At 74.6% G+C, this 22,729-nt stretch carries 21 protein-coding genes; 10 read left to right on the forward strand and 11 right to left on the reverse strand.

Annotation, left to right across the window (positions count from 1 at the left end):
- The 3 genes from AC07DA_RS15900 to AC07DA_RS15910 form a co-directional block, all read right to left on the reverse strand.
- The coding region (locus AC07DA_RS15900) for a reverse transcriptase-like protein (protein ID WP_479128455.1) at positions 1–1,126 on the reverse strand (1,126 nt) is incomplete at its 3' end.
- Between the two features lie 20 nt (positions 1,127–1,146).
- Positions 1,147–1,890 carry a zinc ribbon domain-containing protein gene (locus AC07DA_RS15905; protein WP_479128951.1) on the reverse strand — a complete coding sequence of 248 codons (744 nt, stop codon included), beginning with the start codon at positions 1,888–1,890 and terminating at the stop codon, positions 1,147–1,149.
- Positions 1,887–2,750 (reverse strand): Nif3-like dinuclear metal center hexameric protein, encoded by an 864-nt coding sequence (locus tag AC07DA_RS15910; protein ID WP_479128457.1) that lies wholly within the window; start codon positions 2,748–2,750, stop codon positions 1,887–1,889. Before AC07DA_RS15910 ends, AC07DA_RS15905 begins: the two co-directional genes overlap by 4 nt.
- A gap of 199 nt (positions 2,751–2,949) precedes the next feature.
- Here AC07DA_RS15910 and AC07DA_RS15915 point away from each other — a divergent pair, with 199 nt between their 5' ends.
- Both AC07DA_RS15915 and AC07DA_RS15920 read left to right on the forward strand, forming a co-directional pair.
- Positions 2,950–4,458, forward strand: a complete 1,509-nt coding sequence (locus AC07DA_RS15915) for a hypothetical protein (RefSeq protein WP_479128459.1) — start codon at positions 2,950–2,952, stop codon at positions 4,456–4,458.
- A gap of 97 nt (positions 4,459–4,555) precedes the next feature.
- Complete coding sequence (locus AC07DA_RS15920; RefSeq protein WP_479128461.1) at positions 4,556–4,723, forward strand: hypothetical protein; 168 nt, start codon at positions 4,556–4,558, stop codon at positions 4,721–4,723.
- Between the two features lie 164 nt (positions 4,724–4,887).
- Here AC07DA_RS15920 and AC07DA_RS15925 read toward each other — a convergent pair whose 3' ends face one another.
- From AC07DA_RS15925 to AC07DA_RS15935, 3 genes are read right to left on the reverse strand one after another with little or no spacing between them, the layout of a single operon-like run.
- The gene (locus AC07DA_RS15925) at positions 4,888–5,829 is read right to left on the reverse strand and encodes a 3-oxoacyl-ACP reductase (protein WP_479128463.1); all 942 of its coding nucleotides are present in this window, start codon (positions 5,827–5,829) and stop codon (positions 4,888–4,890) included.
- Between the two features lie 11 nt (positions 5,830–5,840).
- On the reverse strand, positions 5,841–6,917 hold the full coding sequence (locus AC07DA_RS15930; protein WP_479128465.1) for a Zn-dependent alcohol dehydrogenase: 1,077 nt from the start codon (positions 6,915–6,917) through the stop codon (positions 5,841–5,843).
- Positions 6,918–6,948: 31 nt separating this feature from the next.
- Entirely contained in the window at positions 6,949–7,818 is an 870-nt protein-coding gene (locus AC07DA_RS15935; RefSeq protein WP_479128467.1) for a MaoC/PaaZ C-terminal domain-containing protein, read from the reverse strand.
- A 294-nt stretch (positions 7,819–8,112) separates the two neighbouring features.
- Here AC07DA_RS15935 and AC07DA_RS15940 point away from each other — a divergent pair, with 294 nt between their 5' ends.
- Entirely contained in the window at positions 8,113–9,345 is a 1,233-nt protein-coding gene (locus AC07DA_RS15940) for a hypothetical protein (protein ID WP_479128469.1), read from the forward strand.
- Between the two features lie 206 nt (positions 9,346–9,551).
- Here AC07DA_RS15940 and AC07DA_RS15945 read toward each other — a convergent pair whose 3' ends face one another.
- Both AC07DA_RS15945 and AC07DA_RS15950 read right to left on the reverse strand, forming a co-directional pair.
- Positions 9,552–10,334 carry a class I SAM-dependent methyltransferase gene (locus AC07DA_RS15945; RefSeq protein WP_479128471.1) on the reverse strand — a complete coding sequence of 261 codons (783 nt, stop codon included), beginning with the start codon at positions 10,332–10,334 and terminating at the stop codon, positions 9,552–9,554.
- Positions 10,335–10,575: 241 nt separating this feature from the next.
- Positions 10,576–12,000 (reverse strand): MFS transporter, encoded by a 1,425-nt coding sequence (locus tag AC07DA_RS15950; protein WP_479128473.1) that lies wholly within the window; start codon positions 11,998–12,000, stop codon positions 10,576–10,578.
- 198 nt (positions 12,001–12,198) lie between these two features.
- On the opposite strand from AC07DA_RS15950, the gene AC07DA_RS15955 reads away from it, so the two are divergent.
- The 7 genes from AC07DA_RS15955 (at position 12,199) to AC07DA_RS15985 (ending at position 18,820) form a co-directional block, all read left to right on the forward strand.
- Positions 12,199–13,938, forward strand: a complete 1,740-nt coding sequence (locus AC07DA_RS15955; RefSeq protein ID WP_479128476.1) for an MFS transporter — start codon at positions 12,199–12,201, stop codon at positions 13,936–13,938.
- 115 nt (positions 13,939–14,053) lie between these two features.
- Positions 14,054–14,704 carry a class I SAM-dependent methyltransferase gene (locus tag AC07DA_RS15960; RefSeq protein ID WP_479128478.1) on the forward strand — a complete coding sequence of 217 codons (651 nt, stop codon included), beginning with the start codon at positions 14,054–14,056 and terminating at the stop codon, positions 14,702–14,704.
- Between the two features lie 107 nt (positions 14,705–14,811).
- Complete coding sequence (locus AC07DA_RS15965; protein ID WP_479128480.1) at positions 14,812–15,096, forward strand: hypothetical protein; 285 nt, start codon at positions 14,812–14,814, stop codon at positions 15,094–15,096.
- Positions 15,097–15,445: 349 nt separating this feature from the next.
- On the forward strand, positions 15,446–16,387 hold the full coding sequence (locus AC07DA_RS15970; RefSeq protein ID WP_479128482.1) for an N-acetylmuramoyl-L-alanine amidase: 942 nt from the start codon (positions 15,446–15,448) through the stop codon (positions 16,385–16,387).
- Between the two features lie 158 nt (positions 16,388–16,545).
- On the forward strand, positions 16,546–17,370 hold the full coding sequence (locus tag AC07DA_RS15975; protein ID WP_479128484.1) for a hypothetical protein: 825 nt from the start codon (positions 16,546–16,548) through the stop codon (positions 17,368–17,370).
- Between the two features lie 99 nt (positions 17,371–17,469).
- On the forward strand, positions 17,470–18,480 hold the full coding sequence (locus AC07DA_RS15980; RefSeq protein ID WP_479128486.1) for an LLM class F420-dependent oxidoreductase: 1,011 nt from the start codon (positions 17,470–17,472) through the stop codon (positions 18,478–18,480).
- A 46-nt stretch (positions 18,481–18,526) separates the two neighbouring features.
- Positions 18,527–18,820: a hypothetical protein gene (locus AC07DA_RS15985; RefSeq protein WP_479128488.1), complete on the forward strand. Its 294-nt coding sequence runs from the start codon at positions 18,527–18,529 to the stop codon at positions 18,818–18,820.
- 79 nt (positions 18,821–18,899) lie between these two features.
- Here AC07DA_RS15985 and AC07DA_RS15990 read toward each other — a convergent pair whose 3' ends face one another.
- From AC07DA_RS15990 to AC07DA_RS16000, 3 genes are read right to left on the reverse strand one after another with little or no spacing between them, the layout of a single operon-like run.
- The gene (locus AC07DA_RS15990; RefSeq protein ID WP_479128490.1) at positions 18,900–19,970 is read right to left on the reverse strand and encodes a prenyltransferase/squalene oxidase repeat-containing protein; all 1,071 of its coding nucleotides are present in this window, start codon (positions 19,968–19,970) and stop codon (positions 18,900–18,902) included.
- Positions 19,967–20,716, reverse strand: coding sequence for a class I SAM-dependent methyltransferase (locus tag AC07DA_RS15995; protein WP_479128492.1), 750 nt, complete (start codon positions 20,714–20,716; stop codon positions 19,967–19,969). The genes AC07DA_RS15990 and AC07DA_RS15995 overlap by 4 nt, the downstream gene beginning before the upstream one ends.
- Positions 20,710–22,560 carry a glycosyltransferase family 4 protein gene (locus tag AC07DA_RS16000; RefSeq protein ID WP_479128494.1) on the reverse strand — a complete coding sequence of 617 codons (1,851 nt, stop codon included), beginning with the start codon at positions 22,558–22,560 and terminating at the stop codon, positions 20,710–20,712. The genes AC07DA_RS15995 and AC07DA_RS16000 overlap by 7 nt, the downstream gene beginning before the upstream one ends.
- Positions 22,561–22,729 lie beyond the last annotated feature (169 nt).

Genomic DNA, 22,729 nt, shown 5'->3' on the forward strand with positions numbered 1-22,729 from the left:
CGGCGGCACGGGCGTCGGCATCCACCCCTCCACCGGAGCGGCCGGTCACCTCAGCCCGGGCCCCGGCGCCGGCCTCGGCGGCACGGGCGTCGGCGGCCGTCTTGCCGGCGGGGCTGCCGGTCACCTCAGCCCGGGCCCCGGCGGCACGGGCGTCGGCGGCGGCCTTGCCACCGGGGCTGCCGGTCACGGCGGCCGGGGCGCCGGCGCCGGCCTCGGCGGCACGGGCGTCGGCATCCACCCCTCCACCGGAGCGGCCGGTCACCTCAGCCCGGGCCCCGGCGCCGGCCTCGGCGGCACGGGCGTCGGCGGAGGATTCGACGGCGCGGCTGTCGGTCAGAGCAGCCGGGGCAGCGGCACCAGCCGTGTCGGCAGGGCTCCTGGTCACGGCGGCCCGCGCACCTGGACGGCCCGCGGCGGTGGCGCCCCCCTGGCCGGCGGCATCGCCCTGGGCAGCACGGACGTCGGCCGAGGACTCGGCGGCGGCGCTGCCGGCGGCGGGTGTTCCGGCACCGGGGGAGCCCGCGGCGCCCCCCGCAGGGGAGCTCTCGCGCCCCGCGTCCCGGACGCCGGCGTCGGCTCCCGCGCGGCCCGCCGCCAGCGCGTCGCGCACGCGAGCCGCGCCCGCCGCCGCGTCGCCCGGCGGCTCCGGCGCCTGAGTCACCTTCCGGGCCGCCGTGTCCAGCTCGGCCGTCGAGGCCGGCTCCGACCACTGCTCGCCCTTCGCCCCGGCGTCCATCGCCTCGTTGGCCAGCCGGTCCGCGTGCTTGTTCCGCTCCCGGGGGATCCACTCGTACGTCACGCGCCCCGGTGGGAAGATCCGGGCCGCCTCCGCCGCCAGCGGCTTCATGGCGGGGTGCTTGATCTTCCAGCGGCCCGACATCTGCTCGATGACGAGCTTGGAGTCCATCCGTACGTGGACGGTGGCGGCCGGGTCCAGCGCGTGGGCGGCGCGCAGGCCGGCCAGCAGACCGCGGTACTCGGCGACGTTGTTCGTGGCGACGCCGATGTACTCGGCGGCCTCCCGCAGCGTCTCCCCCGTCGCCGCGTCGCTCACCACGGCCCCGTAGCCCGCGGGCCCCGGGTTGCCCCGCGACCCGCCGTCCGCCTCGACGATGAACTCCCGCACCGGAACGGCTCCCCCGGGGCCTAGAGGCCGGACTCGGACGTGCGCACCAGGATGCGGCGGCAGTTCTCGCAGCGGATCACCGTGTCGGGCGCCGCCCGGCGGATCTCGTTCAGCTCGGTGATGGCCAGCTCCTGGCGGCAGCCCTGGCAGCTGCGCGCGTACAGCTTCGCCGCGCCGATGCCGCCCTGCTGCGCGCGCAGCTTGTCGTAGAGCTTGAGCAGGTCGTCGGGGACGGACCCGGCGATGACCTCGCGCTCCTTGGTGACCGTGGCGACCTCGGCGTCGATCTCCTCGAACGCCGCGTCACGCCGGGCGGTCGCGTCGTCGATCTTGGCCTGCACGGAGGAGACCCGCTCGGTCAGCTCGGCGACCCGCTCCTGCGCGGACTCCCGGCGCTCCATGACCTCCAGGACCACGTCCTCCAGGTCGCCCTGCCGCCTGGCGAGCGAGGCGATCTCGCGCTGGAGGTTCTCCAGGTCCTTCGGGGAGGTGACGGCACCGGAGTCCAGGCGCTGCTGGTCGCGGGTGGCGCGCTGGCGCACCTGGTCCACGTCCTGCTCTGCCTTGGTCTGCTCGCGTGCGGTGTCGCTCTCCTCGGTCTGCGCGGCGACGAGCAGGTCGCGCAGCTGCGTGTGGTCCTTGGTCAGCGCCTCGATCTCGGCGTGCTCGGGCAGCGACTTCCGCCGGTGTGCCAGCTGCTGGAGGCGGACGTCGAGGTCCTGGAGGTCGAGGAGGCGGATCTGGTCGGCGGGCGCGGCGTTCAGTTCGGGGCTCCCAGGGGGTCAGAAGTGGTCGAGGCCGCGTGGGCGGTCCAGGGGTCGGTGACCGTCGTGGAGACGTGGACGCGCAGGTCCCATCCGTGCCGGTCGGAGATCTCGTCGAGCTGGCTCGCGGCCAGCTCGCACCAGGGCCACTCGGTGGCCCAGTGCGCCGCGTCGAGCAGCGCGAGGGGGCTGTGGGCGCGATCGGCCAGGAACTCGGCCGCCGGGTGGTGGCGCAGGTCGGCGGTGAGGAAGGCGTCGACGCCGGCGGCACGTACGTGGTCGAAGAGGCTGTCGCCGGAGCCGCCGCTGACGGCGACCGTGCGCACCAGCGCCTCCGGGTCGCCGGCGACCCGGATGCCCTGCGCGGTGGCGGGCAGCCGCCGGGCGGCGCGGTCGGCGAGCTCGCGGACGGTCAGCGGGTGGTCCAGCGCGCAGACGCGGCCCAGGCCCCGCCGGCCCTCGGGGTCGGTGGGGTCGGGCACCAGCGGCCCGGTGACCCGGAGGTCCAGGGCGCCCGCGAGGGCGTCGGAGACACCCGGGTCGGCGGTGTCGGCGTTGGTGTGGGCGACGTGCAGCGCGATGTCGTTCTTGATGAGGGTGTGGACGACGCGGCCCTTGAAGTGCGTCGCCGCGACCGTCGTGGTGCCGCGCAGGTAGAGCGGGTGGTGGGTGACGAGCAGGTCGGCGCCCAGCTGCACCGCCTCGTCGACGATCTCCTGGACCGGGTCGACGGCGAACAGCACGCGCGTGACCTCCTGGTCCGGGTCGCCCGCGACGGTGCCGACCGCGTCCCAGGACTCGGCCCGCTCGGCGGGCCACAGGGTCTCCAGCGCGGCGATGACTTCAGACAGACGGGGCACGGGTGCAAGGCTACCCGCCTGATCTGTGGCGTTGAACCGCCACCGCCCCCGGCCACCCGCCCTCGCCCCGCTCAGCACAAACGCCCCCTCCCTCTCAGGCGAATCGTTCCTGGAACACCCTTATGTGTGAAGTCGGGTGCCAGGGAATTCCCCGCCCGTTCGTGCGAAAACTACGTTCGTCACTGGAGGTGACCGAACGATGACTGCCTGTGCGATCGAGCCTTCGGCGGGGCACGAGGACGGGGACGGTGCCGCGCCGGCCGGCTGCACGCTCAGCGCGGACGGCGCCTACGGCGCGCGCCTCGCGTCGGCCGGCGACGCCTGGTTCCCGGAGCGCTGGACCCTCGACGGCCCCGAGCCCTACGCGGTGCCCCTGCCCCGCAACCAGCCGGAGGAGCCGGGCACCGAGGTGCACCCGATGGGCGACGGGCGGGTCCTCATCCACCGGCGGGTGGCCGGGCGGCACGCCTTCTCGCTGCTGTACCCGACGGGGCCGGGCACCGGCGAGCTGCCGCTGGGCGCGGTCCAGTGCCCGGACGACAGCGCCCGGCTGCGGCTGCTGCCGCCCGTGCCCGGCGGGGAGAGGGCGTACGCGCTGGCGGTGGACTCGCGCTCGACGTCGGTGTGGCTGGTGGCGGGCGGCGCCTTCGGGCCCGAGAAGGTGGCGGAGCTGCCCGGCCGCGGCTCGGGCGGGGTGTGGCTGGACCCCGCGGGGCGGCTGCTGGCCCTGGACCGGGAGACGGGCGGGCGCATCAAGGCGGTCGTGGTGGACCTGGAGCGCGGCGGCGAGGTGTCGCCGCTGCTGCAGATCGCCGCGGACAGCGACGACCGGCTGCTGCTCGCCGATCACGACAGCGGCCTGCTGATCGTCCGCTCCGACGCGCCCTCGCCGGGGCAGGGGCGGCTGGGCTGGGGGGTGCTGGGCAGCACGCTGCCGGTGCGGTTCCCGGAGTGCCTGCGGCTGCGGGACTGCGCCGTCACGCCGTTCGCGATCCAGCCGGGGCAGGTGCTGACGCCGGAGAGCTGCGCGGTGGCGCTGCGGGTCGACGGGCCCGCGGGCAGCTGGGTCGGGGTGTGGCGGCCGGCCGAGCGGCGGGTGCACCATCTCCCGGCTCCCCGGGGGTGGTTGGCGGGGGCGGGCCTGTGGACGGCGGACGGGGTGCTGCGGCTGCCGTACGCGACGGAGGCGGTGCCCTGCGGGGTGGCGCGGGTGCGACCGCCCGCGCCCGTGCTTCCGGAGACCGGCACCGCGCCGCCGCATCCGGAGACCGGCACCGCGCGGCCGCTCCGGGGGGCCGGCACCGCCTCGCCGCTCCGGGAGGCCGGCACCGGCTCCCCGCTTCCGGACTCCGCGGCCACCGCCGTGCCACCCCTCGTCGGGCGGGAACCGGCGGCCCCGCTTCCCCGGCCCGAACCGGCGGCCCCGCTCCCCCGCCCCGGGTCGGCCGCCCCGGCTGCGGAACGGCTCGGGCCGGCCCCGGAGCCCGGGACATGTCCGGAGCCCGGGACATGTCCGGAGCCCGGGACATGTCCGGAGCCCGGGACATGTCCGGAGCCCGGGACATCGGCAGGACCCATGACATCGGCGGAGCCCGGACAGCCCGCCGCCGCACACCGGCCCGCCACGCCCCCGGCGCCGCCGGCGCCCTCGGCCGCACGGCCCGTGCCCCTTCAGGAAGCGCCGTTGGGGCGTCTTGTAACGAACTAATGCCGGTTGGCGTGGCCGTCTGGATCCGGGGTGTGGGGGGCCGGTTAGACTCACCCGGCTGTAAAAAAGATCATGTTGACGGGGTGAATTCCATCCGATGAGCGACGCCAGCACGAACCAGCCGCACCATGCCGACGTCCAGGAGACCTCCACCGGCCACGGCCGGCACCGTGGCGAGGTCTCCCCGCACGACAGCGAGACGGCACCGCGCGGACGCCACCGCAAGCCGGTGGCGGAGGCCGGGCAAGCAGGGACCGCGGCCTGACGGTACGTCGGTCACCTGAGCGCGAACGGCCCTTCCGCCGCACGCCGGAAGGGCCGTTCCGCGTCCGTGCCCCGTGTCCGCGTCCGTGCCCCGTGCCCGTGTCCGTGCCCGGCCGCTCCGCCACCCGTCCGCCCCGCAACCCGGCCGCCCCTCCGCCCCCCGCCTCAGCCGCGCTTCAACCCCAGCACCTCCGCCGCCGCGAACGTCTCCCCCGCCGGCCGGTCCGCGTAGTACGGCCCGAGGACGGCGTCCAGTTCGTCGTAGGTGAAGGTGGCCTGCTTGCTGCCGAACACGGCGGCGACCCGCGGCCGTTCGACGACGGCGACCATCCCGCCGTGCACCACGAGCAGCTGCCCGGTCACGTGCGCGGCGGCGGGTGAGGCCAGGTAGCCGACGAGCGGGGCGACGTGCTCGGGGGCGAGCGGGTCGAGGCCGCCCGCGGGGGACGGTTCAACGCCCGCGAAGACGTCCTCGGTCATCCGGGTGCGGGCGCGCGGGCAGATGGCGTTGGCGGTCACGCCGTACTTGCCGAGGGCGAGGGCCGTGGAGGTCGTGAGGCCGACGATCCCGCCCTTGGCCGCCGCGTAGTTGGGCTGCCCGGCGGATCCGGCCAGGAACGCCTCGGAGGAGGTGTTGACGATCCGCCCGGACACCGGCCGCCCGGCCCGCTTGGACCGCTCCCGCCAGTGCGCGGCGGCGAAGCGGGTCGTGTTGAAGTGCCCCTTGAGGTGCACGCGCAGCACGGAGTCCCACTCCTCCTCGGTCATCGAGAAGACCATGCGGTCGCGCAGGATGCCCGCGTTGTTGACCAGGATGTCGAGCCTGCCGTACGCGGTGACGGCCAGTTCGACCAGCTCCCGGGCCTGCCCGAAGTCGGAGACGTCGCCGCTGTGGGCGAGGGCGGCCCCGCCCGCGGCGCGGATCTCGGCGGCGACCTCCTCGGCGGGCCCGGCCGAGGCCTCGCCGCTGCCGTCGCGGCCGGGCCGCCCGTGGTCGTTGACGACGACGGCGGCGCCCAGCCGGGCGAGTTCCAGCGCCTCGGCCCGGCCGAGTCCCCGGCCCGCCCCCGTGACGATCGCCGACAGTCCCCTCAGCGGCAGCGGCATGGCGTCCGTCCTCACATCTCGATGCAGGTGCGCAGGGCCGTCCCGGTCCGCATCTGGTCCAGGGCCTCGTTGATCCCGGAGAACGGAACGCGGTGGGTGATCAGGCCGGCCAGGTCGACGCGTCCGGCCCGCCACAGGGCGATGGCGCGTTCGTAGGAGCGCTGGACGTCCCCGCCGCCGTACAGGGACGGCAGGATCCGCTTCTCGTCGAAGAACAGCTCGAACATGTTCAGCCGCAGCTCGTCGTCCATGGCGCCGGCGCCGACCACGACGAGGGTGCCGCCGCGCCGGGTGGCGTCGTACGCGGCGCGGGCCGTGGCGGACCTGCCGACGACCTCGAAGACGTGGTCGAAGCCCTCGCCGCCGGTGATCCGCTGCTTGGCGTCGGGCAGTTCGTCGGGCGGGACGGCCCGGGTGGCGCCGAAGCGGACGGCCGCCTCACGCCGGGAGGCGACCGGGTCGACGGCGACGATCTCGGCGGCGCCGCGCAGCCGGGCGCCCTGGATGACCGAGACGCCGACGCCTCCGCAGCCGATCACCGCGACCGGCGAACCGGCCTCCAGATCAGCGGTGTTGAGCGCGGCACCGAGGCCGGTCGTCACGCCGCAGCCGATGAGGGCGGCGATGTCGAAGGGCACGTCGTCGGGGACGGGCACCGCGCAGCCGGCGTCGACGACGACCTCCTCGGTGAAGGTGCCGGTGCCGGCGAAGCCGAAGACGTCGCCGCCGGGGCGCCTGAAGTTGGGGGTGCCCGCGTTCATGAACCCCGCCAGGCACAGCTCGGTCTGCCCCCGCCTGCAGGCCGGGCAGGCGCCGCAGGCGGGCAGCCAGCACACCACGACCCGGTTCCCGGTCCTCACGTGGTGCACGCCCTCGCCGACTTCGAGGATCTCGCCCGCCCCCTCGTGCCCGGGCACGAACGGCGCGGGTTGCGGCAGCACCCCGCTCATCGCGGACAGGTCCGAGTGGCACAGCCCCGTGGCGCGCACCCGGATGCGCACCTTGCCCGGTCCGAAGCCCACCGCCTCGACGTCGTCGAGGATCTCCAGTTCGTCCTGGCCGATCTCGTGCAGTACGGCTGCGCGCATGGTGCGGCTCCCCTCGTACGGCGTGCTGGACTCAGGTGTGCGATCGGGTGTGTCCGACGGTCGTGCCGGTCAGGACCGGCGCGTCGTCGCGCTCGACGGCGGTGACGGCGACCCGGGTGGACTCCGGCGCGTGCCACATGCGGATCCGCAGCGTCTCCCCCGGGTACACGACTCCGGCGAAGCGGGTGCTGTACGACCGGACCCGGGTGACGTCTCCGCCGAGCAGCGTGTCGACGACCGCCTTGAGCGTCAGGCCGTAGGTGCACAGGCCGTGCAGGATGGGCCGTTCGAAGCCGGCGCGCTCGGCGAACCCGGGGTCCGCGTGCAGGGGGTTCCAGTCGCCCGAGAGGCGGTAGAGCAGGGCCTGGTCCTCACGGACCGGGCGTTCCACGGTCCGGTCGGGGTCGCCGGCGGGGGGCTCGGCGCGGGTGGAGGGGCCGCGGTCGCCGCCCCAGCCGCCCTCGCCGCGGACGAAGATGTGGGCGTCGCTGGTCCACAGCGGGCCCTCGGCGTCGGTGACGTCGGTGCGCAGGACGAGGACGGCCGCCGTGCCCTTGTCGTACACGGCGGCGATCCGGTGGGACGCGGTGGCCTTGCCCGTCACGGGCAGGGGCCGGTGGACCACCAGGCTCTGGCCGCCGTGCAGGACGCGGGCGAGGTCGACGTCGACGCCCGGCATGGACAGCCCGCCGGTCACCCCGGGTCTGCCGCCGCCCGCGACGGTGGCGAAGCTGGGCAGGACGTGCAGCCGGGACTCCAGGGTGTAGCGCAGCTCGTCGGGGTCGGTGGCGGGGGTGCCTGCGCCGATGCCGAGGTGGTAGAGCTGCACGTCCCTGTGGTCCCAGGAGAGCTCGCCGGTCCGGGGTCCGGCGGCGAGCGCCGTGGCTGCGTCGATGGGCATGGGGCTCCTGATCGCCGTGGGAAGGACCTCGGCGCGGCCGTCCGCACCGCCGGCCGCGCCGAGGCCGCCTGGGCGCCGAACTGGAACGCGTTCCAGTCCCGCGCCCTCTGTATAGCCGAGGCCCCCACAGTTGTGAACCCTCCTGACGACGTGTCAGATCAGGGGTGCGGCGCCACCGGGCGGGTTGCCCGTGTCGCGGTACCGGCGTGTACGTTGGCCGGGCGTCCGCGCCGCGCCTCGGCGGCGCCGGCACCGGCTGGGCAGCAGCCGCGACCACCAGGGGAAACGGAGCACATGGCACGCGTCGCCGTCATCACAGCGCCGAACATCGGGTACCGCAACACCGGCATGCTGAGCGTCGACCTGGCGTTCGAGTCCCTGCGGCGGCGGGCGGGCAGCGCCTTCGACGCCACCTGGTACACGCTGCACACGCCGGAGACCGTGCCCCTGCGGGAGTGCGCGCGCGGCACCGGCGTCCCGTTCGTCTTCCATCCGCTGGCCGAGAACCTCGACGCGCTGCGCGACCACGACGCGGTCGTCTTCTGGGGCGACTTCCTGCACACCCGGCACTACCTGGCGCAGGACGCGACCAACCGGCTGCTCGACTTCGGCATCGCCGCCGACCGGGACGCCGCCCGGAGCCTGCTCAACCGGACACTGCTCCTCGCGGACCAGCCCGACGAGCTCCTCGCCCGGACCATCGGCTACGGCGGCACCATCCTGCACAACGCCCAGTCCGACTACGAGGACAAGGAGTACGGCCCGCTCTTCACGCGCCTGGTGCGGCGCAGCCACCGGATGTGGGTGCGCGACCCGCTCTCGGCGGTGAAGATCCAGCACCTGCGCGGGGACCGTACGACGGACCACTTCGGCGCGGACGCGGCACTGCTGTCCCGCCCCGGTGACCTCGGCCACCTGCCGACCACGCCGTGGTCGCGGTCGGTGCCGCAGGGCGGTGCGATCGGCGTGTTCCTGGGCGCCCGCACGCCGGTCCCCGACTGGCTGCCCGCCCACTGCCAGGCCCTGTCCGACCGGCTGGGCGCCCCGCTGGAATGGCTGCCCTGGTTCGAGCGGGACGTCCCCGCCGCGGTCGGCCACATCCCGGCCCGCCCCGGCGACCACACCATCGGTGACCTGCTCGCGGTGCTGCCCCGGTACCGGCTGGTCATCACGGACACCTACCACCTGGCGGTCAACGCCTGGGGCGCCGGAACCCCGGCGGTGTGCGTCGGGGCTCCCGAGCCGACGCCCAAGACGCACGACGACTACCTGACGCTGAGCGACGTGAAGAAGCACGTCTTCCACATGGCCTACGACGCGACGGACTTCTACCTGTCGACCCAGGAGGGAACGGAGGGACGGGCGGGCCGCGAGCGGGACCTCGACCGCCTCGTGCGCCTCCTGGAGGGCGGCGGGGCCGGGGCGGTCGCCGCGCGCATCCGCGCCCACGCCGACCACTCGGCGACGGCCTTCACCGAGAGCCTGACCTCCCTGCTCGGCACACCGCGCCCGACCCCGCGCGGATAACCAGCCGTCCCCCGGGGGCTCGTCCGGCCGGCCCACCGCCCTCGCGGCTCCGCACACCGCGCACGCCCCCGGCGCGTGCTGACCGGCCGCCGCCGCCACGGCCAGGCACCGTGCGCCCCTCCCGGCCCCGCCTTGCGTGGCACCCGCTCCCGGGCAGAACGGGTCTTCCGCCACCGGCGGGACCGGCACCTTGGCCGCCCGTGGCCCTACGCGGCGCCCCCCACCCGGGCCGGATCCCCGCCCGGGGCACGCTCGCGCCGGAAGAGTGCGGTCCACAGGAAGGACTCGCCGAAGCGGTCGGACTCCTCCGGCTCGTCGCGCATCCGCCGCAGTTCGAGCGTGCTCAGCCCGGAGAAGATCCCGCGCAACGCCTCGGGCGTGTAGGCGAGCCCGCCCCGCAGCCCGGCTCCCTCGCGGTAGAAATCCGCGTCGGACACCTCCGATCCCATGCCGCCCTCCCCGGCGGCGAAGCAGGTGAGGCCGAGCAAGCCACCGGGGGCCAGGACCCTTTCCACCAGGGCCAGATAGCTGACCCGCCGGTGCGGTGGCAGGTGGTGGAAGCAACCGGAGTCGTACACGAGGTCGTAGGGGCCGGTGAGGTGCGTGCCGGCAAGGGCGAAAGCGTCCCCGCAGTGGAACCGGACGCCCTCCACCCCGGTCTCACGCGCCCGGTCCCGGGCCCAGTCGAGGGCCGCCGGGGAGAGGTCGACCGCGTCGACCTCGAAGCCCCGGGCCGCCAGGTAGAGCGCGTTGCGTCCGGGGCCACAGCCCAGTTCGAGCACCCGTCCCGCACCGACCAGTCCGCTCTCCACGTGACGCGCCAGGTTCTCGTCCGGCTTCGCCACGAAGAACGGCACCGACCGGGCCCGGTCGGCGTAGAACTCGTCCCACCAACCGGCCCCGCGCTTCGACCACCGGTCGGCCTCGGGCGCGAACAACCCGTCGAGCAGGGTGAGTACGTCGTCCAGAGTGCGTATGTTCCGGTCCATCCGGCCCCCTTCCGCGTGTGACAAATCTAGGCGGCCGAGGGAAGAAGTACCAGGTCAGACGCGGTTTGAGGGCCAGGCACGCAGCGCCGTACGGCCCTGTGCGGAGCGAGGGCCCGCCTCGCCCAGGGCCCATACCACCCCTGCCCCGAACGTCTCGTGACGCGCCGTCCAGGAGCCGTGGAAGGGGCGTTGCGGACCACGCGACGGACGCTTTCCGCGCGGCGGGTCCGAGACCGGCGGCCTACCGCTCCCCCGGCGCCGCGTCCCGCGGCAGCCAGATCCACATCAGCACCACGCCGGCGGCCAGGACCCCGGTGCCCACCCGGAAGGCGAGCGCGTACCCCTCGGTGAGGGCCTGCGGTGTCGTGCTCCCGGCCGAGCGGGCCGCCGCCAGGGTGGAGAGGACCGCCAGGCCGAGGGAACCGCCCATCGTGCGGGACGTGTTGACGAGGCCGGAGACCAGTCCGGCCTCCCCGGGGGCCGCGCCGGACGTGGCCAGGGAGGCCAGCGGGGTCGCCGCCAGGCCCGCGCCGAGCATCATCAGGACGCCGGGGCAGAGGACCGCCGTCGCGTAGGAAGCCTCGGGGGTCATCGTGGACTGCCAGGCGAAGCCCGCCACCGCGACGAGCGTGCCGAGCACCGCCACGCTGCGCGGGCCTGCCTGCCGCATGAGCCGGGGCGCCAGCTTGGAGCCGAGGACGACGGCGAGGGAGCTGGGGACCAGGGCGAGTCCGGCCTCCAGCGGGGTGTAGCCGAGGACGTTCTGCGCGTAGAGGGTCATGAAGAACCACATGCAGAACATCGCGGAGCCGCTGAGGAACATGGCGACGTTCGCGGAGGAGACCGAGCGCAGGCGCAGCAGCCCGAGCGGCATCAGCGGGCTGGCGGTGCGCGCCTCGACGACGAGGAACAGTCCGAGGAGGGCCGGCCCGGCGAGCAGCGGCACCAGCGTGGCCGGTGCCGTCCAGCCCTCCGCCTCCGTCTGGGAGATGCCGTAGGCGAGGGTGCCGAGTCCGGCCGTGACGCACAGGGCGCCGGGCAGGTCCAGGCGGCGCCCGTCCCCGGCCCGGCCCTCGGCGAGGAACCAGGCGGCGGCGCACAGCACGACGGCGCCGACGGGCACGTTGATCAGCAGCACCCACCGCCAGGACAGCGCCTCCACCAGCAGCCCGCCGACCAGACCCCCGGCCGCGCCCCCGCCCGCACCGACCGCCGTCCAGGTCCCTATGGCCCGGGCCCGGGCCGCGCCCTCGGGCACGGAGGCGGTGAGGATGGTCAGGGTCGACGGCGCCAGCACCGCCGCGCCGAGCCCCTGCGCCGCCCGGGCGAGGAGCAGGTGCCACTCCGCCCGCGCCAGCCCGCCGGCCAGCGAGGCCAGGGTGAACAGTCCGAGCCCGACGAGGAACATCCGCTTGCGGCCGTAGAGGTCCCCGGCGCGGCCGCCGAGCAGCATGAACCCGGCGAAGGCGATCACGTAGGCGTTCACCACCCACTGCAGGCCCTGTTCGCTCAGCCCGAGCCCACCGCGCATGGACGGCAGCGCCACGTTGACGACGGAGACGTCCAGGACGACGAGGAACTGCCCGGCGCAGGTGAGCGTCACGACGAGCCAGGTGGGGGGCGAGGTGCGGCGGGACGCACGGGTCATCTCGGCGGCTTCGGCCATGGGTGTCATGCTCTCAACCACTTCACGCTCCCGGCATCGGGATTTCGACCTAGGGCCACGGCCGGTCCGGCCTCCTGTCCCAAGAGAAGGTCAAGATTTCGTTAGAGTGCCAAAACAACGGAATAGTTGCCTGCGCATACAAGGTTCACACCGCATGTAACCGTGTCCACCCCGACCCCGGCCCGGAGGCCCCTCTCCATGACGCAGACGACGGCAGTACGTCCCGACGGCGCGGCGAGCGGGACCGTGGTACCGGTGCTCGCCTTCGCGGGCATCGTCGTCGCGGTGATGCAGACCCTGCTCGTCCCGGTGATCAAGGACCTGCCGCAACTGCTGGACACCGCCCCCGGCAACGCCACCTGGGTCCTGACCTCGACCCTGCTCTCGGGTGCCGTGGCCACCCCGATCATGGGCCGCCTGGGCGACCTCCACGGCAAGCGCCGCATGCTGATCCTCAGCCTCTCGGTGATGGTGGTGGGCGCCCTCGTCAGCGCGCTCACCAGCGACCTGCTGCTGATGATCACCGGCCGGACGCTGCAGGGCTTCGCGATGGGCGCCATCCCGCTCGGCATCGGCCTGATGCGCGACATGCTGCCCCGCGAGAAGCTCGGTTCGGCGATGGCCCTGATGAGCTCCTCCATAGGCGTCGGCGGCGGCCTCGCCCTGCCCGCCGCCGCCCTGGTCGCCCAGCACAGCGACTGGCACGCCCTGTTCTACGGAGCCGCCGGCCTCGGCGTGCTCTCCATCGTCCTCACCCTCCTCGTCGTGCCGGAGTCCCCGCTGCGCGCCGGGGGCTCCTTCGACCTGCCGGGCGCGCTGGGGCTGTCCGCCGGGCTCGTGCTGTTCCTGCTGCCGATCACCAAGGGCAGCGACTGGGGCTGGGCCTCGGGCACCACGCTCGGCCTGTTCGCCGCGTCGGCGGCCGTGCTCGTGCTGTGGGGCGTGATGGAACTGCGCGTGAAGGCCCCGCTGGTCGACCTGCGCACGACGGCCCGCCCGGCCGTGCTCTTCACCAACCTCGCCTCGATCATGGTCGGTGTCTCCTTCTACGTCGTCTCCCTGGTCCTGCCGCAGCTGCTCCAGCTGCCGACGTCCACCGGGTACGGCCTCGGCCAGTCGATGGTCGTCGCGGGCCTGCTCGTCGCTCCGCTCGGCCTGACGATGATGTTCACGGCGCCGGTCTACGCCCGGCTGTCCGCCACGTACGGCCCCAAGGTCACCCTCATCCTCGGCCTGCTGATCATCGCGATCGGCTACGGCGCCGGCCTCGGCCTGATGAGCGCCGCCTGGCAGAGCCTGGTCATCTCGGTCCTGCTCGGCGCGGGCATCGGCCTGGCCTACTCCTCGCTGCCCGCGCTGATCGTGGGCGCGGTCCCGGCATCGGAGACCGGAGCGGCCAACGGCCTCAACACCCTGATGCGGTCCATCGGCACGTCGGTGTCGAGCGCCGTGATCGGCATGGTCCTGGCGAGCACCGCGGACACCGTCGGCGGCGTCGAGATCCCGACCATGCGGGGCTTTCGCGTCTCCTTCCTGATCGCGACCGGCGCGGTCGCCGTGGGCCTGCTGCTGGCGCTTTTCCTGCCGGGCCGCCGCCCCTCGGACAGGCTCCAGCTGCGCGCCGGCAGCGAGGAGGACGCGGCGCTGGAGCGGGCCGAGGGCGTGCTGCGCGGCTTCCGGGGCCGGGTGCTGTCCGCCGACGGCTCCCCGGTCGCCGGCGCCAGGGTCACCCTGATCGACCACCGTGGCCGGCAGGCCGGCGCGACCCTCTCCGCCGACGACGGCAGCTACGCGCTCACCGTCCCCGCGCGGGGCTCCTACGTCGTCGCCGCCCGCGCCCGCGGCCACGGCCCGCTCGCCTCCTCGGCGGCCCACGCCGGTGACGACCGCCCGGTCGACCTGGACCTGTCGCTGCCGGGTGAGACCGTCTCCGCCTGACCCGCGCCCACCGGCCCCTCCCGTCGCCGCCCCGGCACCGGTACCCCCTGTCGTTCCCCGGCAGGGGGTACGGCAGCATGGGCGCCCGGAGTGTCGTACGAACGAGAGGAACCCCATGCCCGCGGCCCCGAAGCCCGAGATCCTGGCCGCGTTCGAGGCGGCGAAGGGGTTCATGCCCGTGGCCGAGGGGCTGGCCGTGTACGCGGCGGCCGTGGAGGCCGGGCGGCTGGGGCTGCCGCTGCTGGAGGTCGGCACGTACTGCGGGCGCTCCACGATCCTGCTGGCCGACGCGGCCCGGGAGGCCGGGGTGAGCGCGCTGACCGTGGACCACCACCGGGGCAGCGAGGAGCAGCAGCCGGGCTGGGAGTACCACGATGCGGAGACGGTCGACCCGGAGCTCGGTGTGATGGACACGCTGCCGGCGTTCCGGCGCACCCTGCACCGGGCGGGCCTGGAGGAGCACGTGGTGGCGCTGGTCGGCCGCTCCCCGCAGATCGCCGCGTTCTGGCGCACACCGCTCGGCCTCGTCTTCATCGACGGCGGCCACACCGACGAGCACGCCACCGCCGACTACGAGGGCTGGGCCCCGCACGTCGCCGAGGGCGGGCTGCTGCTCATCCACGACGTCTTCCCCGACCCGCGGGACGAGTTCACCGGCCAGGCCCCCTACCGCGTCTACCTCCGGGCGCTCGCCTCGGGCGCCTTCACGGAGGTCTCGGTGACGGACTCGCTGCGGGTGCTGCGGCGCACCGGCCCGGGCGTCTGAGGGAACGGCTGGGCGGGTGAACCGCGCCCCGTCCGCCCCCGCCCGGTCGGCCCACGGGCGGCGTGGCGCGTCGGCGGGCGCGTGCCGCTGCCCAAGGATCCGGGCGCGTGGCACACACCTTCGCAGAGCTCGTGGAGAAGCAGCGCGCGGCGGACGAGGCGTACGCCCGCGTGCGTCAGCTGCAGGACGCGTACGGGCCGCCCACCCAGACCAAGTGGAGCGACCAGCAGACCACCACGTGGGAGACGGCCTGGCGCGCCTGGCGCGACCTGGCCCGGGACGTCCAGGCCGCGGTGACGGCCTACGCCAGGCAGGAGGACACCCCGCGCCATGAGGTGGAGGCACGGGTGAAGGAGGCGGTACGGCACGGCGACGCCGACTCCGGCTCCTGACCGCCCCACCCGCGACCGCCCCGCCCCGGCCGGTGGCGACGCCCCGCCCCGGCCGCGCCGGCCGGACTCCGCACACCCCTGGGCCGCACGGGCCACGCACTGGTCCGGCACCGTGGACACCGAGCGCGTCACGGCCCCACCGCGACGCCCCACCCACACCGCCCCACCACACCCGGTCCCCCACCACGCGGCCCGCCCCTCAACCCACCACTCGCCTCCCCCCGCACCGGCCCGGCTGCCCCGGTGGCAGCCCGGTCCGCCTCGGCCGGGCCGCCGGCCCGGGCCGGTCGGGCCACCCGTCGGGCCGCCACGGACCGCCTCCCCGCCGGCCGGCCGCTAGGGTGGCTGCGTGTCGTACGTTGGCCCGGACTTCGAACCTCCCCAGCCCCGCCGCTCCCGTCGCGGCCCCCTGACCGTGGCGCTCGCCGCGCTCGTGCCGGGCGCGCTGCTCGGCTGGCTGGTCTACGCGACCGTGGGCGGCTCGGGGGAGGGGGGCGGTACCGGCCGGGCTGACGCGGGGGCGTCCGCGAGCGCCGCGCCCCGCACCCCCGGCGAGGACGGCAAGCAGCCGTCGCCGACGCCCACGGGCTCCGCGACCTCGGCGCCCGCCGCGTCCGGCCCGCTCAAGGGCCGGGTCGTCGTCATCGACCCAGGGCACAACCCGGGCAACTTCCGGCACCCGAGCGAGATCAACCGCCAGGTGGACATCGGGACGAACCGCAAGGAGTGCGACACCACGGGCACCACCACCAACGACGGCTACACCGAGGCGGAGTTCACCCTCGACGTGGCGCACCGGACGCGCGCGCTCCTGGAGGAGCAGGGCGCCACGGTGCGGCTGACGCAGGACGGCGACCGCCCGTGGGGCCCGTGCGTGGACGAGCGGGCCCGGATCGGCAACGAGGCGAAGGCCGACGCGGTGGTGTCGATCCACGCGGACGGCTCGGGCGCCGGCAACCGCGGCTTCCACGTGATCCTGCCCGGCACGGTCCGGGCGGGCGCCGCGGACACCCGGGCGATCGTGGGCCCCTCCCGCGACCTCGGCGAGCGCGTCGCGGGCCGCTTCGTGGCCGTCACCGGCACCGCTCCCTCCAACTACGTCGGCGACGGGACCGGCCTCGTCACGCGCAAGGACCTCGGCGGTCTCAATCTGTCAACGGTTCCCAAGGTGTTCATCGAGTGCGGCAACATGCGCGATAGCAAGGACGCGGCGTTGCTCACCAGCGGCGCCTGGCGACAGAAGGCGGCGCAAGGGATCTCTGAGGGAATCGTGAGCTTCCTGCGCGGGTAGGTGCGGACCGGCAGATCCCGGCGGACACCCTGATGGGGCGGACGATAGGGTCCTCCTTACGATGAGGGGCCACCCCCGCGCTTCACACCGAGTCCGGACGGCGACATGGTGACAGCGACGCCTCTACCGACGACGAGACGACATACGAAGGACCTGAAGTGAATATCCGCTCCCTCACTCGGGGCGACGGCGTGGTGATCGGAGCAGCGGTATTGCTGTTGATCGCGTCGTTCCTCGACCTCTACTCGTTCGACAATGTCCCCGACAGCGTCGACCTCCCCAGCCTGTGGGGCAGCGGCCCGGTCGTGTTCAGCGTCGTGCTGGCCGGGATCATCGGCGCCGCGCTCGTCGTCGTCGGCCGGGGCCTGCCGCAGGCTCCCAAGATCGCGGGGCTGGAACTCGTCCCGTCCGGCGTGGCCTTCACGGTGTTCGCCGCCTGGAGCGCGCTCGGCAACATCTTCGACGTGCCGGGCGGCTTCGACAACATCGGCGAGAACGGCAGCTCGGGCGCCCCCAGCCCCGGCATCGGCATGATCCTCGCCCTCGTCGCCACGCTGCTGATGGCCGCCGCCGCCCTCGCCACCCCCCTGGTCCCCGCCCTCAAGGGCGCCCTCGTCCCCGCCCCGCGCCCCGCCGCCCCGCAGCCCTACGACGGCCAGCCCCAGGGCGGTTACGGCTACCCGGGCGCCCAGCAGCCCGGCGGCTACGGCCAGCCGCAGCCGGGACAGCCGTTCGGCGGGCAGCCCCAGCCGCAGCAGGCCCAGGCCCCGCAGCCGCCGGCCGGGGACTTCTCCCCGTTCTGGTTCGCCGTGCCGGTGCCGCGCCCGCTGTTCGCGGAGGACGGCTCGCCCACGCCCATCGCCGAACTCGCGCCGGGCACCTGGTACCTGGCCGTCGAGCAGCGCGGCGCGGCCCTCGTCGCCCAGACGCAGGACGGCCGCCGCGGTGTCCTCCAGGACACCTCCGGCATCCAGCGCGGCTGAGCCCCCACGGCCTCTCGCACGGCCCCTTGCCCTTCCGGGCGGGGGGCCGTTGCCGTACAGTCGTGGCCCCGTCGGCTGACGCACCGTCAGGAGGCAGGCGTGCGGCTCGGACTCGCGCTCGGCTACTGGGGCCGCGGTCCCTCCCCCGGCCACGTGGCCCTCGCGCAGGAGGCGGAGCGGCTCGGCTACGACTCGGTCTGGACGGCGGAGTCCTGGGGCTCGGACGCCTTCACGCCGCTCACCTGGATCGCCGCGCACACCTCCCGCATCCGCCTGGGCACGGCGGTCGCGCAGATGGCGGCCCGCCCGCCGACCACCACCGCGATGCACGCCCTGACCCTGGACCACCTCTCCGGCGGCCGCGTGCTGCTGGGTCTCGGACTGTCCGGCCCGCAGGTGGTGGAGGGCTGGTACGGCCGCCCGTTCCCCGCCTCCCCGCTCACCGCCACCCGCGAGTACGTCGCCGTCCTGCGGCAGGTGCTGCGCCGCGAGGCCCCGGTCGAACTGCCCGGCCGCTTCCACGCCCACCCCTACCGCGGCCCGGACGCCACCGGCCTCGGCAAGCCCCTCAAGCCGATCACGCACCCGCTCCGCGCCGGCCTGCCGATCCTGCTCGGGGCGGAGGGCCCGAAGAACGTCGCCCAGACGGTGCGGATCGCCGACGGCTGGCTGCCGCTGTACTGGGCGCCGACCCGGCCGGAGGCGTACGGCCCGGCCCTGGCCGGACTGCCCGAGGGCTTCCTGGTCGCGCCGATGGCGCAGGCCCGGGTCTGCGCCGACGTCGCCCAGGGCCTGCTGCCGGTCAAGGCGATGCTCGGCTTCTACATCGGCGGGATGGGCCACGCGACCAGGAACTTCCACGCGGACCTGATGGCCCGCATGGGGTACGAGGAGGAGGCGCGCAGGATCCAGCGGCTGTTCGCCGAGGGCCGCCGCGAGGAGGCCGTGCGGGCGGTCCCGGACGCCTTCGCCGACAAGATCTCCCTGGTCGGCCCGCGCGAACGCATCGCGGAGCGGCTCCAGTCGTGGCGCGAGGGGCCGGTGACGGACCTGCTCGTGCTGTCGCCGGACCGGGAGACGCTGCGGGTGCTCGCCGAGTTGAACTCCTGATCGAACACCCTGGTTTCATCCGGGGTTCGAGGGCAATCCGCAAGGTATGTCCCCTCGATATCGCAACGGCGCGAATCAAGCCGGCACGATCATCGCGGTCGTCGCCGACATCATGGCCCTCATCCTGGGCCTGTGGATCCTGATGTACCTGCTGGACGCGAACCCGGCGAACGACTTCGTCCAGTTCATCCACGACGCGGCCCGCTGGCTGGCCGGCTGGTCGCACGACCTGTTCACGTTCGACGAGGCCTGGGCCAGGGTCGTCGCGGGCTACGGCCTGGCGGCGGTGGTGTACCTGTTCGTGGGCCACGCGATCGCGAACCGGGTGCACCGGCACTGAGGCCGCCCCCAGGGGCACGTCCTTCAGGGGCGCGGGGAAGTGCGCCGAGCACCACGCACGAACCCGCGCCCGCGAGCACTCAGCCGCAGCAGTCCGCTTCCAGGCCCCTGGGCAACTGCTCCCCGCCGAACACCGCGCAGGTCGCCTCGTGGCCCCCCAGCGCGGCGACGGCGAGCAGCAGCGACCCGGCCGTCCACGTCGTCAGCTCCCGCGGCCAGATCGCGTCGTCGTCGAAGACGTACCCGGTCCAGTAGAGCCCGCTGTCCGCGTCCCGCAGGTGCTGGATGGACTGCAGCACCTCAAGAGCCCGGTCGGACTCCCCCATCGCCCAGAGGGCGAGGGCGAGTTCGGCCGACTCACCACCCGTCACCCACGGGTTGGGCACGACGCACCGCACGCCCAGCCCCGGGACGACGAACCGCTCCCAGCCCTCCTCGATCCGGGCCTTGGCCTCCGCCCCGGTCAGCGCGCCGCCCAGCACGGGGTAGTACCAGTCCATCGAGTACCGGTTCTTGTCCAGGAACCGCTCGGGGTGGTGCCGTATCGCGTGCCGCAGCGCGCCCGCCGCCAGCTCCCAGTCGGGCTGCGGCTCCTCGCGCTGCTCGGCGATGGCCAGGGCGCAGCGCAGCGCGTGGTGGATCGAGGAGGAGCCGGTCAGCAGGGCGTCGGCGGTGGCCGTGCCGTCGTCGTCGCGCCGCCAGCCGATCTGCCCGCCGGGCTGCTGCAGGCGCAGCACGAACTCCACCGCCGCGTACACCGCCGGCCACATCCGCTCCAGGAACGTGTCGTCGCCGGTGGACAGGTAGTGGTGCCAGACGCCGACGGCTATGTAGGCGACGAAGTTGGTCTCGCGGCCGCGGTCGGTGACGTCGGCGAACTCCCCGTCGGCGTAGGCCGCGTACCAGGAGCCGTCCTCGTTCTGGTGCCGGGCCAGCCACAGGTAGGCCCGCTCGGCGGCCTCGTGCTCACCGGCCGTGTCCAGGGCCATGGCGGCCTCGACGTGGTCCCAGGGGTCGAGGTGGTGCCCCCGGAACCAGGGGATCGCGCCGTCCTCGCGCTGCACGGCGAGGATGCCGGCGACGGTCTTTGCGGCCTGCCCGGCGGTGAGGACCCCGGGCAGGACCAGGTGTTCCGTCCGGGGAGTGGTCACGTGGCGTCCGTCCCGGTGCCGGCCGGACGCGGCAGGTGCGGCTTGGTCGCGTACGCCACGAAGCTCTTGCCGATCAGCGGGTTGAGCGCCTGCTCGGCGACCCGGGTGGCCAGGGGCTTCTTCATGATGTCCCAGACCAGCAGCTTGTGGTACGCCCGCACCGGCAGCGCCTTGTCGTTGTCGACGCCGAACGCGCACTTCAGCCACCAGTAGGGCGAGTGCAGCGCGTGGGCGTGGTGGGTGCCGTACGGTTCGAGGCCCGCTTCGCGGATCCTGTCGAGCAGTTCGTCGGCCTTGTAGATGCGGATGTGGCCGCCCTCGACCTCGTGGTAGGCGTCGGACAGGGCCCAGCAGACCTTCTCGGGGCCGTAGCGCGGCACGGTGACGGCGATGCGCCCGCCGGGCTTGAGCACCCGCACCATCTCCGCGAGGACGCCCTTGTCGTCCGGTATGTGCTCCATCACCTCGGAGATGATGACGACGTCGAAGGACTCGTCCGGGAAGGGCAGCGCGAGGGCGTCGCCCTCCATGGCGGTGGCCGTGGCCCCCGCGGGCGCCTCGCCGGCCTCCTCCATCGCCGCGAACCACTTCGCGACCTCGCGGATCTCGTCGGCGTTCCGGTCCAGCGCGACGACCTGGGCGCCGCGCCGGTAGCACTCGAACGCGTGCCGTCCGGCACCGCAGCCGAGGTCCAGGACACGGTCGCCCGGGGCGAGCGGGAACCGGGAGAAGTCGACGGTCAGCACGTGGCCCTGCTTTCGGAGTTGACGCCTGGGACATCTGCGGGGGCCGGGGGGACGGCGCCCGCCGGGGACCCGGAGGAGGGGGCAGCGGCCCCCGTCGCGGCCGCGGGGGCCGGGGAGACGGCACCGGCCGAGGACGCGGACAGCGGGGAGCCGGCGTCCGCCGACCCCACGGAACCCGCGGAACCGGCCCCGGCCGACCCCACGGAACCCGGGGAACCGGCCCCGGCCGGCGCCGCGGAGGCCGGGGATCCGGCACCCGCCGCGGACACGGAAGCCGCCGGGACGGCGACCGGACCGGCACCACCCCTCATCGCCGCCGAACCACCGCCGGAACCCGAAGACACCACGCCCCCTGCCGCCGAACCGCCGCCGGAACCGGTGGAGACCGCGCCCCTCACCGCCGCCGAACCACCGCCGGAACCCGAAGACACCACGCCCCCCGCCACCGAACCACCGCCGGAACCCGGAGAAGCCGCGTTCTTCGTCGCCGCGCTGCCCGGGGACGGACGCGCGGTCCGGTGGTCTCCCGTGGCGTGCCCGCCTCCGGCCCGGTCGATCGCCTCGCGGTACCGGGCCACCGTCCCCTCCGCGGCCCGGGCCCAGGTGAAGTGCCGCAGGACCCGCTCGCGCCCGGCCGCGCCGAGCCGGGCGCGCAGGTCCGGGTCGCCCAGCAGGCGGCCCAGCCCCGCGGCCAGGGCCTCGGCATCGCCCGGCGGCACCGCCAGGCAGGTCTCGCCGTCCCGCCCGGCGACCTCGGGGATCGCGCCCCCGGTCGTGGCGAGCAGCGGCGTCCCCGTCGCCATGGCCTCCGCGGCCGGCAGCGAGAAGCCCTCGTAGAGGGACGGCACGCACGCGACCTGCGCCGAGCGCACCAGGTCGACCAGTTCCGCGTCGGAGATGCCCTTGACGAACTCCACGGCGCCCGCCAGCCCGTAGCGCTCCATCGCCTGGGCGACCGGCCCCTCCGCCGGGCGCTTGCCGACCACGACGAGATGCGCCGAGGGGTGCTCGACGCGCACCTTCGCCAGCGCCTCGACCAGGTACACCAGGCCCTTCAGCGGCACGTCCGCGCTGGAGGTCGTCACGATGCGCCCCGGCACCACCGGCACCGAGGGGTCCGGTGAGAACAGGTCGGTGTCGGCGCCGACGTGGACGACGTGGACGCGGTCCTGCCGGACGCCGAGGTGGTCGACGATCTCCTGGCGGGACGTGCCGGAGACGGTGAGCACGGACGGCAGCCTCCGGGCCACCCGCTTCTGCATGCGCGTGAACGCGTACCAGCGCCGCACCGCGTAACGCCGCTGCCAGCCGTCCGCCGCGTCCAGCTCCAACTGCCGGTCCACGGTGATGGGGTGGTGGATGGTCGTCACCAGGGGCGCGCCGATGTCGCCCAGCAGGCCGTAGCCGAGGGTCTGGTTGTCGTGGATGACGTCGAACGCCCCGCGCCGGGCCCGCAGATGGCGGCGGGCGCGCAGCGAGAAGGTCAGGGGCTCGGGGAAGCCGCCGGTCCACATCGTGGCGACTTCCAGCGCGTCGATCCAGTCGCGGTACTCGCCGCGCCCCGGCGTGCGGAAGGGGTCCGGCTGGCGGTACAGGTCGAGGCTGGGCAGCTCGGTCAGGCCCAGGCCGTCGTAGCCCTCGTCGAGGACGGGGTACGGCTGGGCGCCGATGACCTCCACCCGGTGGCCGAGGCGGGCCAGTTCGCGGGAGAGGTGCCGGACGTAGACGCCCTGGCCGCCGCAGAACGGGTTCCCTTTATAGGTGAGGAGCGCGATGTCGAGCGGTCGCAAGCCGTCGGCAGCGGGGTCCTCCGGAGCCCCGGCCTCCCTGGCCTCAGCGGTCACTCTGGGCCCCCTTCTCCCTGCACTGTCCCGCGAGATTACGCCGGGACGCTAATCTAGAACAAGTTTCAGACTTGATCGTTCGGAGGCTCCGAATCTACCGGCAGGTAGGGGCGCTGTGACCAGTGGATCAGGTGATTCACGCCACGGCCGGTGCCGTGCCATGCTGTCT

This window comes from Streptomyces sp. NPDC044921, from assembly GCF_056432865.1.

Excerpts from the sequence above, each read along its gene's own strand:
- AC07DA_RS15920 (WP_479128461.1), top strand. The coding sequence starts at position 4,556 with ATGAGCGACGCCAGCACGAACCAGCCGCACCATGCCGACGTCCAGGAG.
- AC07DA_RS15935 (WP_479128467.1), bottom strand. The coding sequence starts at position 7,818 with ATGCCCATCGACGCAGCCACGGCGCTCGCCGCCGGACCCCGGACCGGC.
- AC07DA_RS15950 (WP_479128473.1), bottom strand. The coding sequence starts at position 12,000 with ATGGCCGAAGCCGCCGAGATGACCCGTGCGTCCCGCCGCACCTCGCCC.
- AC07DA_RS15925 (WP_479128463.1), bottom strand. The coding sequence starts at position 5,829 with ATGCCGCTGCCGCTGAGGGGACTGTCGGCGATCGTCACGGGGGCGGGC.
- AC07DA_RS15940 (WP_479128469.1), top strand. The coding sequence starts at position 8,113 with ATGGCACGCGTCGCCGTCATCACAGCGCCGAACATCGGGTACCGCAAC.
- AC07DA_RS15945 (WP_479128471.1), bottom strand. The coding sequence starts at position 10,334 with ATGGACCGGAACATACGCACTCTGGACGACGTACTCACCCTGCTCGAC.
- AC07DA_RS15955 (WP_479128476.1), top strand. The coding sequence starts at position 12,199 with ATGACGCAGACGACGGCAGTACGTCCCGACGGCGCGGCGAGCGGGACC.
- AC07DA_RS15960 (WP_479128478.1), top strand. The coding sequence starts at position 14,054 with ATGCCCGCGGCCCCGAAGCCCGAGATCCTGGCCGCGTTCGAGGCGGCG.
- AC07DA_RS15930 (WP_479128465.1), bottom strand. The coding sequence starts at position 6,917 with ATGCGCGCAGCCGTACTGCACGAGATCGGCCAGGACGAACTGGAGATC.
- AC07DA_RS15915 (WP_479128459.1), top strand. The coding sequence starts at position 2,950 with ATGACTGCCTGTGCGATCGAGCCTTCGGCGGGGCACGAGGACGGGGAC.
- AC07DA_RS15985 (WP_479128488.1), top strand. The coding sequence starts at position 18,527 with ATGTCCCCTCGATATCGCAACGGCGCGAATCAAGCCGGCACGATCATC.